Source organism: Microbacterium sp. X-17 (assembly GCF_039615055.1).
Window position 1 is genome coordinate 242,274 of record NZ_JBDHNI010000005.1, and the last position, 12,831, is coordinate 255,104.

The 12,831-nt window shown below is 71.7% G+C and carries 12 protein-coding genes and 1 tRNA gene; 8 read left to right on the top strand and 5 right to left on the bottom strand.

What is annotated here, in order from left to right:
* Window positions 1–4: 4 nt before the first annotated feature.
* Window positions 5–1,411, bottom strand: a complete 1,407-nt coding sequence (locus ABCS02_RS24065; RefSeq protein WP_345838232.1) for a DUF222 domain-containing protein — start codon at window positions 1,409–1,411, stop codon at window positions 5–7.
* 243 nt (window positions 1,412–1,654) lie between these two features.
* Between ABCS02_RS24065 and leuA the strand changes: the two genes are divergently transcribed.
* Window positions 1,655–3,415, top strand: coding sequence for a 2-isopropylmalate synthase (gene leuA, locus ABCS02_RS24070; protein WP_345838233.1), 1,761 nt, complete (start codon window positions 1,655–1,657; stop codon window positions 3,413–3,415).
* 19 nt (window positions 3,416–3,434) lie between these two features.
* Here leuA and ABCS02_RS24075 read toward each other — a convergent pair whose 3' ends face one another.
* Complete coding sequence (locus tag ABCS02_RS24075) at window positions 3,435–4,106, bottom strand: TRIC cation channel family protein (RefSeq protein WP_345838234.1); 672 nt, start codon at window positions 4,104–4,106, stop codon at window positions 3,435–3,437.
* 36 nt (window positions 4,107–4,142) lie between these two features.
* Here ABCS02_RS24075 and recO point away from each other — a divergent pair, with 36 nt between their 5' ends.
* From recO to ABCS02_RS24090, 3 genes are read left to right on the top strand one after another with little or no spacing between them, the layout of a single operon-like run.
* Window positions 4,143–4,871 carry a DNA repair protein RecO gene (gene recO, locus ABCS02_RS24080; RefSeq protein WP_345838235.1) on the top strand — a complete coding sequence of 243 codons (729 nt, stop codon included), beginning with the start codon at window positions 4,143–4,145 and terminating at the stop codon, window positions 4,869–4,871.
* A 3-nt stretch (window positions 4,872–4,874) separates the two neighbouring features.
* A complete protein-coding gene (locus ABCS02_RS24085) occupies window positions 4,875–5,681 on the top strand; it encodes an isoprenyl transferase (protein ID WP_345838236.1) in 807 nt (268 codons plus the stop codon).
* Window positions 5,678–6,421, top strand: coding sequence for a hypothetical protein (locus tag ABCS02_RS24090; RefSeq protein WP_345838237.1), 744 nt, complete (start codon window positions 5,678–5,680; stop codon window positions 6,419–6,421). The genes ABCS02_RS24085 and ABCS02_RS24090 overlap by 4 nt, the downstream gene beginning before the upstream one ends.
* Here ABCS02_RS24090 and ABCS02_RS24095 read toward each other — a convergent pair.
* Window positions 6,327–6,839, bottom strand: coding sequence for a glutathione peroxidase (locus ABCS02_RS24095; protein WP_345838238.1), 513 nt, complete (start codon window positions 6,837–6,839; stop codon window positions 6,327–6,329). The genes ABCS02_RS24090 and ABCS02_RS24095 overlap by 95 nt on opposite strands.
* A 57-nt stretch (window positions 6,840–6,896) precedes the next feature.
* Here ABCS02_RS24095 and dusB point away from each other — a divergent pair, with 57 nt between their 5' ends.
* The 4 genes from dusB to ABCS02_RS24115 are packed head-to-tail and all read left to right on the top strand — an operon-like array spanning window position 6,897 to window position 12,102.
* Window positions 6,897–8,051, top strand: coding sequence for a tRNA dihydrouridine synthase DusB (gene dusB, locus ABCS02_RS24100; protein WP_345838239.1), 1,155 nt, complete (start codon window positions 6,897–6,899; stop codon window positions 8,049–8,051).
* A 20-nt stretch (window positions 8,052–8,071) separates the two neighbouring features.
* A complete protein-coding gene (locus ABCS02_RS24105; protein WP_345838240.1) occupies window positions 8,072–9,412 on the top strand; it encodes a deoxyguanosinetriphosphate triphosphohydrolase in 1,341 nt (446 codons plus the stop codon).
* Window positions 9,412–11,265 carry a DNA primase gene (dnaG, locus tag ABCS02_RS24110; protein ID WP_345838241.1) on the top strand — a complete coding sequence of 618 codons (1,854 nt, stop codon included), beginning with the start codon at window positions 9,412–9,414 and terminating at the stop codon, window positions 11,263–11,265. Before ABCS02_RS24105 ends, dnaG begins: the two co-directional genes overlap by 1 nt.
* 45 nt (window positions 11,266–11,310) lie before the next feature.
* Window positions 11,311–12,102 carry an ATP-binding cassette domain-containing protein gene (locus tag ABCS02_RS24115; protein ID WP_345838242.1) on the top strand — a complete coding sequence of 264 codons (792 nt, stop codon included), beginning with the start codon at window positions 11,311–11,313 and terminating at the stop codon, window positions 12,100–12,102.
* Window positions 12,103–12,117: 15 nt separating this feature from the next.
* Here the strand turns inward: ABCS02_RS24115 and ABCS02_RS24120 are convergent.
* A tRNA-Asn gene (locus ABCS02_RS24120) sits at window positions 12,118–12,193 on the bottom strand.
* A gap of 58 nt (window positions 12,194–12,251) precedes the next feature.
* Window positions 12,252–12,818, bottom strand: coding sequence for a peptide deformylase (gene def, locus ABCS02_RS24125; protein WP_345838243.1), 567 nt, complete (start codon window positions 12,816–12,818; stop codon window positions 12,252–12,254).
* Window positions 12,819–12,831: the final 13 nt, after the last annotated feature.

The window sequence follows — 12,831 nt, forward strand, 5'->3', positions numbered from 1 at the left end:
CGGATCACGTCCGGCGGATGACGCGGTCGAGCAGGCGCGACCTCGACTTCGTCGTCGCGCGCCACTCGCGGTGCGGGTCGGCCCAGCCGGGCGCTCTCACCTCGGGGACGCCGCGATTCATGCGAACGCTCCAGCCGCTCGTGTCGAGGAAGCGGTGGTGGAACCAGCAGAGGAGCACGCCGTTGTCGGTGTGCGTCGGGCCGCCGATCGCGTGCTCGGTCACGTGGTGGATTTCGCACCAGCCGGCCGGCACGCCGCAGCCGGGGATGAGGCAGCCGCCGTCGCGAAGCGCGATCGCGCGGCGCTGGTGGCGGTTGAACACGCGCTCCTCGGTGCCGATGCGCTCGATTCGGCCGTTCGTGTCGAGCAGCACTCGCTGCACGACGCCGGCGCAGCCGGCGTGTCGCGCGGCCGCGGGCGAGACCGGCTCCGCGGCGCCGTCGACATGCGCCCACCCCGTATCGGCGACGAGGTCGTCGGCGCGCACCGAGACCACGAGCGTGGGTGCGGCCCCGCCGATCGTCGGCAGCAGGGCGCTGGATGCCGCGGCGAACAGCGCCGTCGCCAGCGCGTCGTGCCGCTTCTGCGCGGGCCTGCGCAGATCGACGGGTGCGTCGTCCGCCACCTCATCTGACGGGCGGAACGCGACACCCCCGCCATCGGTCCGCGGCGACTCGGTCGCATCGCAGATGCGCTGGAACTGCGCGGCCACCTCGGGCAGCAGGTTCCCCCGCACGGGAACGACCCCGTCGCGCGCGTGGCCGAGCGTGATGCCGCGAAGATGCAGCGCGCGGGACTCGCGCGGCTCCGCACCGTCCTGATCGAGCGCCGCCACCCACGCCTGTGCCTGGAGCCGCAGCAGGTCGGCGCACGGCGGGGGAGCGGCATCCGGCCCCTGCCCCCGCGCCTCGGCGGCCAGCACCGCGTCGGCCGCGAGCACCTCATCGCGCCCGACACGCCGCCCCATCGTCGCCAGCGGCTCCGCCACGGCCAGCAGGCCGTCGAGCCCGACCTCGCCCTTGGCGAGCGCCGCGCGCATCGCCGGCAGGCGAGCCGGCAACCCCTCGCCGCCGATCGACTCGTCCTCAGAGACCGCGTCCGCGCCGCGACGCAGCCGGGCGACGGATGCCGGGGCCAAGCGCGTCGCACGCTGGAGCAGCTCGCTCACGTCGTGGCAGCCCATCCGGCTCGTGAGACGCTCGGCACGGTCGCCGCGCGAGCGACGCGCGACCTCTCCGGTCGCCTCCACGAGGAGCGCCTCCGCGAGCCGCCCGAGCTCGGCCGCTGCGGTCATCGCGTCGAGCAGGTGGTCGTCGGAACACCCCCGAGCAGCCCTCGCGTCGAACGCATCAAGTACCTCTCCGCGCACGCCGGAGACCGCCTCGCGGAGGTGCTCGAGCAGTGCGTCCATACCCTCCATCCTCCCGAGGGCCACCGACATTCCCCGCCCCGTTTTCCCCAGGTCCGATGTCACAATGTCCTGCTCTCGAAACGGGCATCCGGTCCGCCTCCTGGCGACCTGGTGTACCCTGGGGCGTATGCGGTTCGGCTCGCTCCTTCTTAGCTGCCGCGACGAGTCCTCGTTCTAGGGCCTTCCTCGTCGCGGAGCTTGTCGTTGGCCCGCCTCACCTGACGAGAGAGACGACCCAGAATCATGGAGAACACGCAGAAGCCTTCGCGCATGCCGATCCACCGGTATCGCCCGTATCACGAGCAGTTCCGCGTCGACCTGCCCGACCGCACTTGGCCCGACAAGCGGATCACCGTCGCCCCCCGCTGGTGCGCCGTCGACCTCCGCGACGGCAACCAGGCCCTCATCGACCCGATGAGCCCCGAGCGCAAGCGGATCATGTTCGAGCTCCTGGTCCGCATGGGCTACAAGGAGATCGAGGTCGGGTTCCCGAGCGCGAGCCAGACCGACTTCGACTTCGTCCGGCAGCTCATCGAGGAAGACCTCATCCCGGACGACGTCACGATCCAGGTGCTGACGCAGGCACGTGACCACCTCATCGAGCGCACGTACGAGGCGATCGTCGGCGCCAAGCGCGTCATCGTGCACCTCTACAACTCGACGAGCATCCTGCAGCGCGAGGTGGTCTTCCGCGAGGACAAGCAGGGGATCATCGACATCGCTCTGCACGGCGCCCGCTTGTGCCGCGAGTTCGAGAAGCGGATCCCCGAGACCACGGTCTACTACGAGTACTCGCCGGAGAGCTACACAGGCACCGAGCTCGAGTTCGCCGCCGACATCTGCAACCAGGTGCTGGAGATCTTCGAACCGACGCCGGAGCGGAAGGTCATCATCAACCTGCCCGCGACCGTGGAGATGGCGACGCCCAACGTCTACGCCGACTCGATCGAGTGGATGAACCGGCACCTCGCCTACCGCGAGAACGTCATCCTGTCGCTGCACCCGCACAACGACCGCGGCACCGCGATCGCGGCGGCGGAGCTCGGCTACCTGGCCGGCGCCGACCGGATCGAGGGATGCCTGTTCGGCAACGGCGAGCGCACCGGCAACGTCGACATCGTCGCGCTGGGCATCAACCTGATGACGCAGGGCATCGACCCGCAGATCGACTTCACCGACATCGACCAGATCAAGCGGACGGTCGAGTACGCGAACCAGCTGCCCGTCGGCGAGCGCCACCCCTGGGTCGGCGACCTCGTCTTCACCGCGTTCAGCGGATCGCACCAGGACGCGATCAAGAAGGGCTTCGAGGCGATGGAGGCCCGCGCGGAGGCGGCTGGGGTGCCGGTCGACGAGCTCGAGTGGGCCGTGCCTTACCTGCCGATCGACCCGAAGGACCTGGGGCGCTCGTACGAGGCGGTCATCCGCGTGAACTCGCAGTCCGGCAAGGGCGGCGTCGCGTATCTGCTGAAGAGCGACCACGCGCTCGACCTGCCGCGGCGCCTGCAGATCGAGTTCTCCGGTGTCGTGCAGGCCAAGACGGATGCCGAGGGCGGAGAGGTCACGAGCGACGAGATCTGGGAGATCTTCTCCGACGAGTACCTGCCGTCCGCGGTCGCCGACGAGCGCTGGGGCCGGTTCGAGATCCTCGGCACCCGCACCACGAGCGACATGTCCGGCGACGTCGAACTGCGGGTCGTGCTGCGCGACGGCGACGGCGACGCGGAGGCCGTGGGGCACGGCAACGGCCCGATCGCGGCGTTCCTGAACGTGCTGCGCGAACGCGGGTTCGACATCTCCCTGTACGACTACGTCGAGCACACGCTCAGCGCCGGCGGCGACGCGCAGGCCGCGGCCTACGTCGAGCTGCAGGTCGAGGGCGAGCGCCTCTGGGGCGTCGGCATCGACGGCGACATCTCGACCGCGTCGCTGAAGGCGATCGTGTCGGCCGTCAACCGCGCCATCCGCACCCGCCGCCGCACGTCGGCCCTCGCCGGCGTCTGACCCGGGTCCGGACCCCGCGTCACTCCGCGGGGTCCGGACCGGCGGCGCGGCGGCGGGCCAGGGCGCGCTGCTCGGGCAGGGACACGTCGAAGATCACGGACATCAGCCGGATCGCGGCCGTCACCAGGATGCACGCCACGGCCGCCCAGATGATCGGGACCCCGACCGCGTGCAGGATCACCAGCGCGAGGCATCCGCCCCCGGCGGCGACCGCGTAGAGCGACCCGACGTGCATGACCGCGACCGGCAGGCCCATGATCACGTCGCGGAGCACGCTCCCGCCGACGGCCGCGCACACGCCGACGAAGATCGCGGGCACGACCGGCAGGCCGAGGGTCAGCGCCTTGCTCGTGCCGAACGCGCCGAACATGCCGATCGCCAACGCATCCAGCGCGACGATGAGGAACGAGACACGGCTCAGGGCACCCGCGAGCAGCATGCCCGCCAGTGCCGCCGTCGTCGCGGCGACCAGGTACCACTCGCTCTGCAGCGAGGCGGGCGGCACCCCGAGCAGCAGGTCGCGGATGAGACCGCCGCCCATGCCGATCAGGATGCCGATGATCACGACGCCGAGGAGGTCGAGCCGGCGGACGCCCCGGAAGCGCGAGGCGAACATCGCGCCCTCGATCCCGCCGATGCTGACGGCGGTGAGATCCGCCCACAGCGGTATGACCAAGGTCGCGTCGTTCATCACTTCATTCTCTCGTCCGCCGGAGATAATTGACGAGTGCCCACCTACCGTGACGAGGTCGTGGTCCTGCGCACCCACAAGCTGGGTGAGGCGGACCGCATCGTCACGATGCTGAGCCGCCGGCACGGGAAGATCCGCGCGGTCGCCAAGGGCGTGCGCCGCACCTCGTCGCGCTTCGGCGCCCGGCTCGAGCCGTTCATGGTCGCCGACGTGCAGCTGTACGAGGGGCGCTCGCTCGACATCGTGCAGCAGGCCGAGTCGCTCGGCTCGTACGGCGCCGACATCGCCGTGCACTACGACCGGTACACGTCGGCGCACGCGATGGTCGAGGCCGCCGACCGGCTGAACGAGGCCGAGGCGACCGTGCAGCAATACCTCCTGCTCGTCGGCGGTCTCCGCGCCCTCGCCAAGGGCGAGCACGCCGCGCGCCAGATCCTCGACTCCTACCTCCTGCGCGCCATGGCGCTGTCCGGCTGGGCGCCGGCGCTCGACGAATGCGCCCGCTGCGGCAAGCCGGGTCCGCACGACCTGTTCGTGGCGCAGCTCGGCGGGCTCGTCTGCGCCGCCGACGCGCCCGCGGGCGCCGCGCGCATCTCCACCGACACCGCGGCGCTGCTCCGGGCCCTCATGGCGGGGGAGTGGGATGCCGTGGATGCCGCGGCGCCCGCAGCGCTGGCATCCGCCTCCGGTCTCGTCGCCGCCTACGCCCAGTGGCACCTGGAGCGCGGCATCCGCTCGCTCGCACACGTCGAGCAGGCGAGGTAGCGCGTGCCGAAGCCCTACACGCACCGCGACGCGGTGCCCTATCGCCCGCTGGACTGGACCGGCATCCATCCGCCCGCGGAGCTGCTCGCGGGGAGCGTCCCGCGTCACGTCGCGATCGTGATGGACGGCAACGGCCGCTGGGCGAACCGCCGCGGGCTCACTCGCATCGAGGGTCACCGCGCGGGCGAAGCGGCGCTGCTCGACGTCGTGGCCGGCGCCATCCAGGCCGGGGTGAAGCACCTCTCCGTCTACGCCTTCTCGACCGAGAACTGGTCGCGCTCGCCCGACGAGGTGCGCTTCCTCATGGGCTTCAACCGCGACGTGCTGCACCGGCGCCGCGACCAGCTCAACGAGTGGGGCGTGCGGGTGCGCTGGGCGGGCCGGCGGCCGCGGCTGTGGACGAGCGTCGTGAAGGAGCTGCAGCACGCGGAGCGGCTCACGCAGAGCAACGACGTGCTGACCCTCACGATGTGCGTCAACTACGGGGGCCGGGTCGAGCTCGTCGATGCGTTCCGCGCGATCGGCGAGGAGATCGCGGCCGGCCGGATGAAGCCGTCCGCCGTGTCCGAGAAGCTCGTGCGCCGGCACCTGTACCAGCCGGACATGCCCGACGTCGACCTGTTCGTGCGCTCCAGCGGCGAGCAGCGCACGTCGAACTTCCTCCTCTGGGAGGCGGCGTACGCCGAGTACGTCTTCCTCGACACCCTGTGGCCGGACTTCTCCCGCGTCGACCTCTGGGACGCCATCGGGCAGTACCAGGGCCGCGACCGCCGGTTCGGCGGCGCCGTGGACGCGCCGACGGGATCATGACCGCCGACCCCGGCGCGACGACGGATCCCGCTCTCGCGCTGCGCCGCCGGAAGCTCGGCCGCGAGTCGTGGGGCTTCGCGATCGGCTCCGTGTGCTTCTTCATCGGCGCGCTGCCGTGGTACGTCGCGATGACGAGCGCGGTGTTCGCGAACGCCACCTTCGCGATCGGTGCGGTGTTCTTCACGCTCGCGGCCGGCATCCAGCTCGCGCTGACCGGCCGGCGGTTCCCCTACCGCGGGATGACGCCCGCCGACGTGCTGGACTGGTGGTCCGCCGCCGTCCAGTTCGTCGGCACCCTGTTCTTCAACCTCTCCACGATCCAGGCGCTGAGCTGGGCCATCCGGGATCCGGACACGGTGGGCGCCGGCTGGCGACCGGATGCCTGGGGCTCGATCTGCTTCCTCGTGTCCAGCGGGCTCGCCCTCGGCGCCGTCTCCCGCCGGCACGAGCTGTGGGACATCCGGGCCCGCACACCGCTCGCGACGTGGCTGAACATGGCCGGATCGGTCCTGTTCGGCATCTCCGCGATCGGCGCGTATGTGATCCCCGGCTCCGACGAGATCGTGAGCCTGTTCTGGACCAACCTCGGCACCGCCCTCGGGGCGCTCGGCTTCTTCCTCGCCGCGGTGATCACGCGGCCCGGCGCTACGCGGGGAGGTGCGCCTCGATCACCTGAACGATCTTCGGGTCGTCGGGCTTCGTCGTCGGACGGAAGCGGTGCACCGCACCATCCGGCGTGAGGAGGAACTTCTCGAAGTTCCAGGTGATGCGACCCTTCTCGCCCTCGACCGTGGGGGTCTGCTTCAGCGCCTTGTAGAGGGGGGCCGCGTGCGAGCCGTTCACGCGGATCTTGTCGACGACGGGGAACGAGACGCCCCACGTCATCGAGCAGTACTCGAGGATCTCCTCCATCGAGCCCGGCTCCTGGCCCATGAACTGGTTGCACGGGAAGCCGAGGACGGTGAAGCCGCGGTCCGCGTACGTCTTCTGCAGCTCCTCGAGCTGCTCGTACTGCGGGGTGAGGCCGCACTTCGAGGCCACGTTGACGACGAGGATGACTCCCTCGCCGTCGCGCGGATCGTAGTCGCGGAGTGTGGCCGACGAACCGTCGGCGGTGAGGAAGGGGATATCGCGCAGATCGGTGACGGCGTCGGTCATACGCTCAGGCTAAGCCCGCTTCGGACCCCTCGGCTCCGAGTCTGGGAGAATGTTCCGGTGACCGCCACCCTGACCGCCCCCGCACCGCTGCGGCTCGGGCGCATCGAGGTTCCGGTGCCGGTCGTGCTGGCGCCGATGGCCGGGATCACGAACACGGCGTTCCGGCGCCTGTGCCGCGAGTACGGCGAGGGACTGTACGTCAGCGAGATGATCACGTCCCGCGCACTGGTGGAGCGGAACGCGACGACCATGCGCCTCATCCGGCACCACGAGTCCGAGACGCCGCGGTCGATCCAGCTCTACGGCGTGGACCCGGCGACCATGGCCGAGGCCGCGCGGATCCTCGTGGCGGAGGACCGCGCCGACCACATCGACATGAACTTCGGATGCCCCGTGCCGAAGGTGACCCGGAAGGGCGGGGGCGCGGCTCTGCCGTGGAAGCTCGACCTGTTCCGGGACATCGTCGCGAGCGTCGTCCGGGCAGCGGGAGACGTCCCCGTGACCGTCAAGATGCGCAAGGGCATCGATGACGAGCACCTCACGTACCTCGAGGCGGCGCGCGCGGCCGAGGACGCCGGTGCCGCCGCCATCGCCCTGCACGCCCGCACCGCCGCGCAGTTCTACGCGGGCTCCGCCGACTGGGGCGCGATCTCGACGCTCAAGGAGACCGTCACGAGCATCCCGGTGCTCGGCAACGGCGACATCTGGTCGGCGGAGGACGCCGTGCGGATGATGACCGAGACCGGCTGCGACGGCGTCGTCGTCGGGCGCGGCTGCCTCGGCCGGCCGTGGCTCTTCGGCGACCTCGCCCGCGCGTTCGGCGGCCGAGGGGTGACCGTCGACGCCACGCTCGGCTTCGTCGCGCGGGCGTTCCGCCGGCACGCCGAGCTCCTCGTCGAGTTCTTCGAGGACGAAGGACGCGGCTGCCGCGACATCCGCAAGCACGTCGCGTGGTACTTCAAGGGCTACCCGGTCGGCGGCGACATCCGCGCGGCCCTGGCGACCGCATCCAGCCTCGCCGAGATCGACGAGCTCCTCGCGACGCTCGCCCACGACGCGCCGTACCCCGGCAGCGCGGCGGAGGGCCAGCGCGGGCGTGCGGGCACGCCGAAGCGCCCGGTGCTCCCGGAGGGCTGGTACGCGTCGCGCGAGATCGGCGCGGCCGCGTCGCGGGAGCTCGCCGAGGCCGAGCTGGACCACAGCGGCGGATGAGCGACGTCGGGGATAGCCGCGTGGCCACGCAAGTCGCGACCGAGCTCGCGCTCGCGCGCCCGGACGGCTACGACGATCACGACGCCCTCCGCTTCGGCTCGGAGCAGCACCGCTCGCAGCGCGACGACTTCGCGCGCGACCGTGCGCGCGTACTCCACTCGGCGGCACTGCGCCGGCTCGCGGCCAAGACGCAGGTCCTGAGCCCCGCGAGCCCCGTCGACTTCGCCCGCAACCGCCTGACGCACTCGCTCGAGGTCGCGCAGGTCGGGCGCGAGCTCGCGACGGCGCTGCACCTGTCGCCGGACGTCGTCGACACCGCGTGCCTGAGCCATGACCTCGGGCATCCGCCGTTCGGCCACAACGGGGAGCGCGCGCTCAACGACTGGGCCGAGGACATCGGCGGCTTCGAGGGGAACGCGCAGACGATGCGCATCCTGTCCCGTCTCGAGCCGAAGGTGATCGCACCCGACGGCACGCCGCTCGGGCTGAACCTCACGCGGGCGAGCCTCGACGCGACCTGCAAGTACCCCTGGACGGCGGAGCATCCGCTGCCGGATCCGGGCGGCCGCCTGAAGTTCGGCGTCTACCGCGACGACGAGGCCGTGTTCCACTGGCTGCGCGAGGGCGCGCCGGGGCGAGTCCGGTGCATCGAGGCGGAGGTCATGGACCTCTCCGACGACATCGCGTACTCCGTGCACGACTTCGAGGACGCCGTCGTGAACGGCTACCTCGACCCGGTTCGGCTGTCGTCGCGCGCCGAGCACGCGGCGCTGCTCGACGCGATCCAGGCGTGGGTCGGCTTCGACTACGCCCGCGACGAGCTCGAGGACGCGCTGTACCGCCTGCTGCGGATGCCGGAGTGGATCGGCTCGTTCGACGGATCGCGTGCGGCGCTTGCGCGCCTGAAGAACCTGACGTCCGATCTGATCGGCCGCTTCGCGCGGGCCGCGACCGCCGCGACGCGGGACGCGTACCCGGGGGCGGTGCTCACGCGCTACCGCGCGCACGTGGTCGTCCCGCGCGTGATCGAAGCGGAGATGGCGGTGCTCAAGGGCACGATCGGCGCGTACGTCGTCACGATCGAGGGGCGCAAGACCCTCTACAAGGAGCAGCGGCGCCTGCTGAAGCGGCTCGCGACCGCGCTGTGGGAGCGGCCCGGCGAGCTCGACGCGGTGCACGCCGGCGATTTCGCCGCAGCGCCCGACGACGCATCGCGCCGACGGGTCGTGGTCGACCAGGTCGCGAGCCTCACGGATCAGCTGGCGATCGGATGGCATGGTCGTCTCGTGGGCGACGTGGACGCGGCATCCCTCGGCATCTGGACGCCGGACGCGACCCGGCACGTGCCGGGTGGGGACTGATGCCGGGCCGGATCGCGCAGGCCGACGTCGAAGAGGTCAAGGCGCGGGTCAACATCGCGGACGTCATCGGCGAGCGGGTCGCGCTGAAGTCCGCCGGGGTCGGCTCCCTCAAGGGCCTGTGCCCGTTCCACGACGAGCGCAGCCCCAGCTTCCACGTCCGCCCCCAAGTTGGCTACTACCACTGCTTCGGATGCGGCGAGTCGGGCGACGTCTACACGTTCCTCCAGCGCGTCGACCATCTCTCGTTCGCCGAGACGGTGGAGCGCCTCGCGGCCCGCGTCGGCTACGCGCTGCACTACGAGGAGGGCGGCACGATGCCGGAGACCTCCGGCCGCTCGCGCCTGTACGCGGCGAACGCAGCCGCCGCCGAGTGGTTCACCGGTCAGCTGGGGAGCGCCGAGGCCGAGACGGGGCGCCGGTTCCTCGGGGAGCGCGGGTTCGATGCCGCGGCGGCCGCCCACTTCGGGGTGGGGTACGCGCCGAAGGGCTGGTCCGGGCTGCTGGACGCGCTCACCGCGAAGGGCTTCACGCGGGAGGAGCTCACCGCGGCCGGACTCGTCTCGCAGGGGAACCGCGGGGTCTACGACCGGTTCCGCGGCCGGCTGATCTGGCCGATCCGCGACCTCACCGGCCAGGTGCTGGGCTTCGGCGCGCGGCGGCTGTACGACGACGACCAGGGTCCGAAGTACCTGAACACGCCGGAGACGCCGATCTACAAGAAGGCCCAGGTGCTCTACGGACTCGACCTCGCGAAGCGCGACATCTCGCGCGATCGCCGGGTCGTCGTGGTCGAGGGGTACACGGACGTCATGGCCTGCCACCTCGCCGGCGTCACGACCGCCATCGCGTCCTGCGGCACGGCGTTCGGCACCGACCACATCACCGTCCTCCGCCGCGTCATGGGCGACGACTCCGCCTCGGGCGAGGTCGTGTTCACGTTCGACCCGGATGCCGCGGGCCAGAAGGCGGCGCTGCGCGCCTTCGGCGAGGAGAAGCGGTTCGCGGCCCAGACGTACGTCGCGGTCGCCCCCGACGGCCTCGACCCGTGCGACCTCCGGCTCGCACGCGGCGACGGGGCCGTGCAGGCCCTCATGTCGACGAAGAAGCCGATGTTCGAGTTCGTGATCGACCAGCGCCTCTCGCAGTTCGACCTCGACACCGTCGAGGGGCGGGCGGGCGCGCTGCGGGCCGCGGCCCCGATCGTCGCCGACATCCGCGATCCCGCCCTGCGACCCGGCTACACCCGCGTGCTCGCGCGCCGGCTGGGGCTCGACCTCGCCGAGGTGACCGCGGCCGTGGAGCGCGCGGCTCGGAACCCGTCGTCCCGCCCGGAGGCGCCGGTGCGACCGTCGGCCCCGGAGCAGGCGCCGGCGCCCCGGCCGGTGGCCACGCTCGTGTCCCTGCCGCGGACGGCGGATGCCACGCTCGAACGCGATGCGCTCATGGGCATCCTCCAGTACGCCGACCGGCTGGACGGCACGCTCGCCGCGCGTGCGCTGGCCGTGCCGTTCCGCACGCCGCCGCTCGACGCCATCCGCGTCGCGATCGCCGCGCATCTCGATCCGTCCCGCCCGGGATGGGCGGTGTCTGCCGTGTCGGCCGTGGGCGACGGCGAGCGGACGCTCGCCGCGGAGCTCCTCACCGGGAGCTTCCCGGCACGCGACGAGGAGGGCGCGGTCGCGTCCGCCCGCGACCTCGCCCGGCAGCTCCTGATCCGCGACCTGGACCGGCAGAAGACGCAGCTGCTCGGCACGATCCAGCGCGTGGCGCCCGACTCCGAGGAGGGCCGTTCGGTCCGCATGCGTCTGCGTGAGCTCGACGCCGAGCGCCAGCGACTCGCCGAGGGCCAGTAGTCGATCGGATTGCAACAGAGCTCGCCCGAGCGGGAAAATGACATCATGGCCAGAGTCGTCGACACCGACGTCGCGATCCGGGCGACGGACCTCTCGCTCGCCCACAAGAACGGGCGCACCGCGGGAACGGGGCGCGTCGTCGACGGTGTGACGTTCACGGTGCGGCGCGGCGGCGTCCTCATCCTCATGGGTCCGACGGGCGCCGGCAAGTCGAGCCTCGCCACGACCATCGCGGGCCGGCCCGACGACGGACTCCGCGTCGACGGCGGGAGCGCCGAGGCCGTCGGCATCCCCGTCGATCGCGGCGGTCGCCCGCGACGGGAGCTGACCTTCCACGCCGGCCTCGCCCCGCAGGGCGGCGGATCCAATCTGCCGTCGCGCCTGACGGTGGGGGAGGTGATCGGCTCGCCGCTCACCGACCGCGACCGGCGCGTCGACCGCCACGCGCTGGCGATGCGGGTCGCGACGCTCCTCGACGAGCTCGGGCTCGCCCTGGGCCTCGCCGCGAAGTACCCGTACGAGCTCAGCGCCGGGATGCGGCAGCGCGTCTCCCTCGCGCGGGCGCTCATGCTCGAGCCGAAGCTGCTCGTGGCCGACGACCTCTACGCCAACCTCGACGTCGAGGCGCGCGGACTCGTCCTCGCCGCGATCGCCCGCCGTCGCACCGAGCGCGGCATGGCCGCACTCGTCGTCACGAACGACCCGGATGCCGCGCGCGAGCTCGACGCCGACGTCCTCGTGCTCCGCGGGGGACATCCGATCGCGTTCGGCCACGGCCCCGAGGGGCTCCAGTGGAGCCCGAACGGACGGGCCGATCCCCGCCTCGTCTCGTCCTGAGCTCTGGTGGAAAAATGGCTCCCCGGCTTGGACTCGAACCAAGAACCTATCGGTTAACAGCCGATTGCTCTGCCAATTGAGCTACCGAGGAATGCGTCGCGCCGACGGCGAGACAACCCCACCAGCTTAGCAAACGTCCGGCGGTCCGATTACGCGTCGATGGGGTCGACGCCGGGCATCCAGGAGTGGCCGGGGACGCCCCAGCCCTGCTTCTTCGCGATCTTCTGCGTCGTCTTCCAGTCGGCGTCGCTCAGCCGGTCGACGTAGAGGATGCCGTCGAGGTGGTCGAACTCGTGCTGCATGATGCGGGCCCGCCAGCCCGTCACCTCGATGCGCACGGGAGCGCCGTCCAGGTCGAGGCCCGTGACGAGCACCTCCTCCGAGCGGCGCAGCGGGAACCGCTCGCCGGGGAACGACAGGCATCCCTCCGACTCCGTGTCGGGGTCGGGGTCGCCGGGCTCGAGCGGCCGCATCCACAACTCTGGGTTGATCAGCACGCCGCGCCACGGCAGGTCGTCGTCATCCGTGTAGCTGTACGTGTAGATGCGCAGCCCGACGCCGATCTGCGGCGCCGCGAGCCCGACACCCGGCGCGGTGTCCATCGTCTCGAACATGTCGGCGACGAGAGTGCGGATGTCGTCTGTGATCTCCTCGACCGGCGTGGCGGGCGCGTGGAGGACGGGATCACCGAAGATGCGGATCGGGCGTACGGTCACCCGGAGAGCCTAG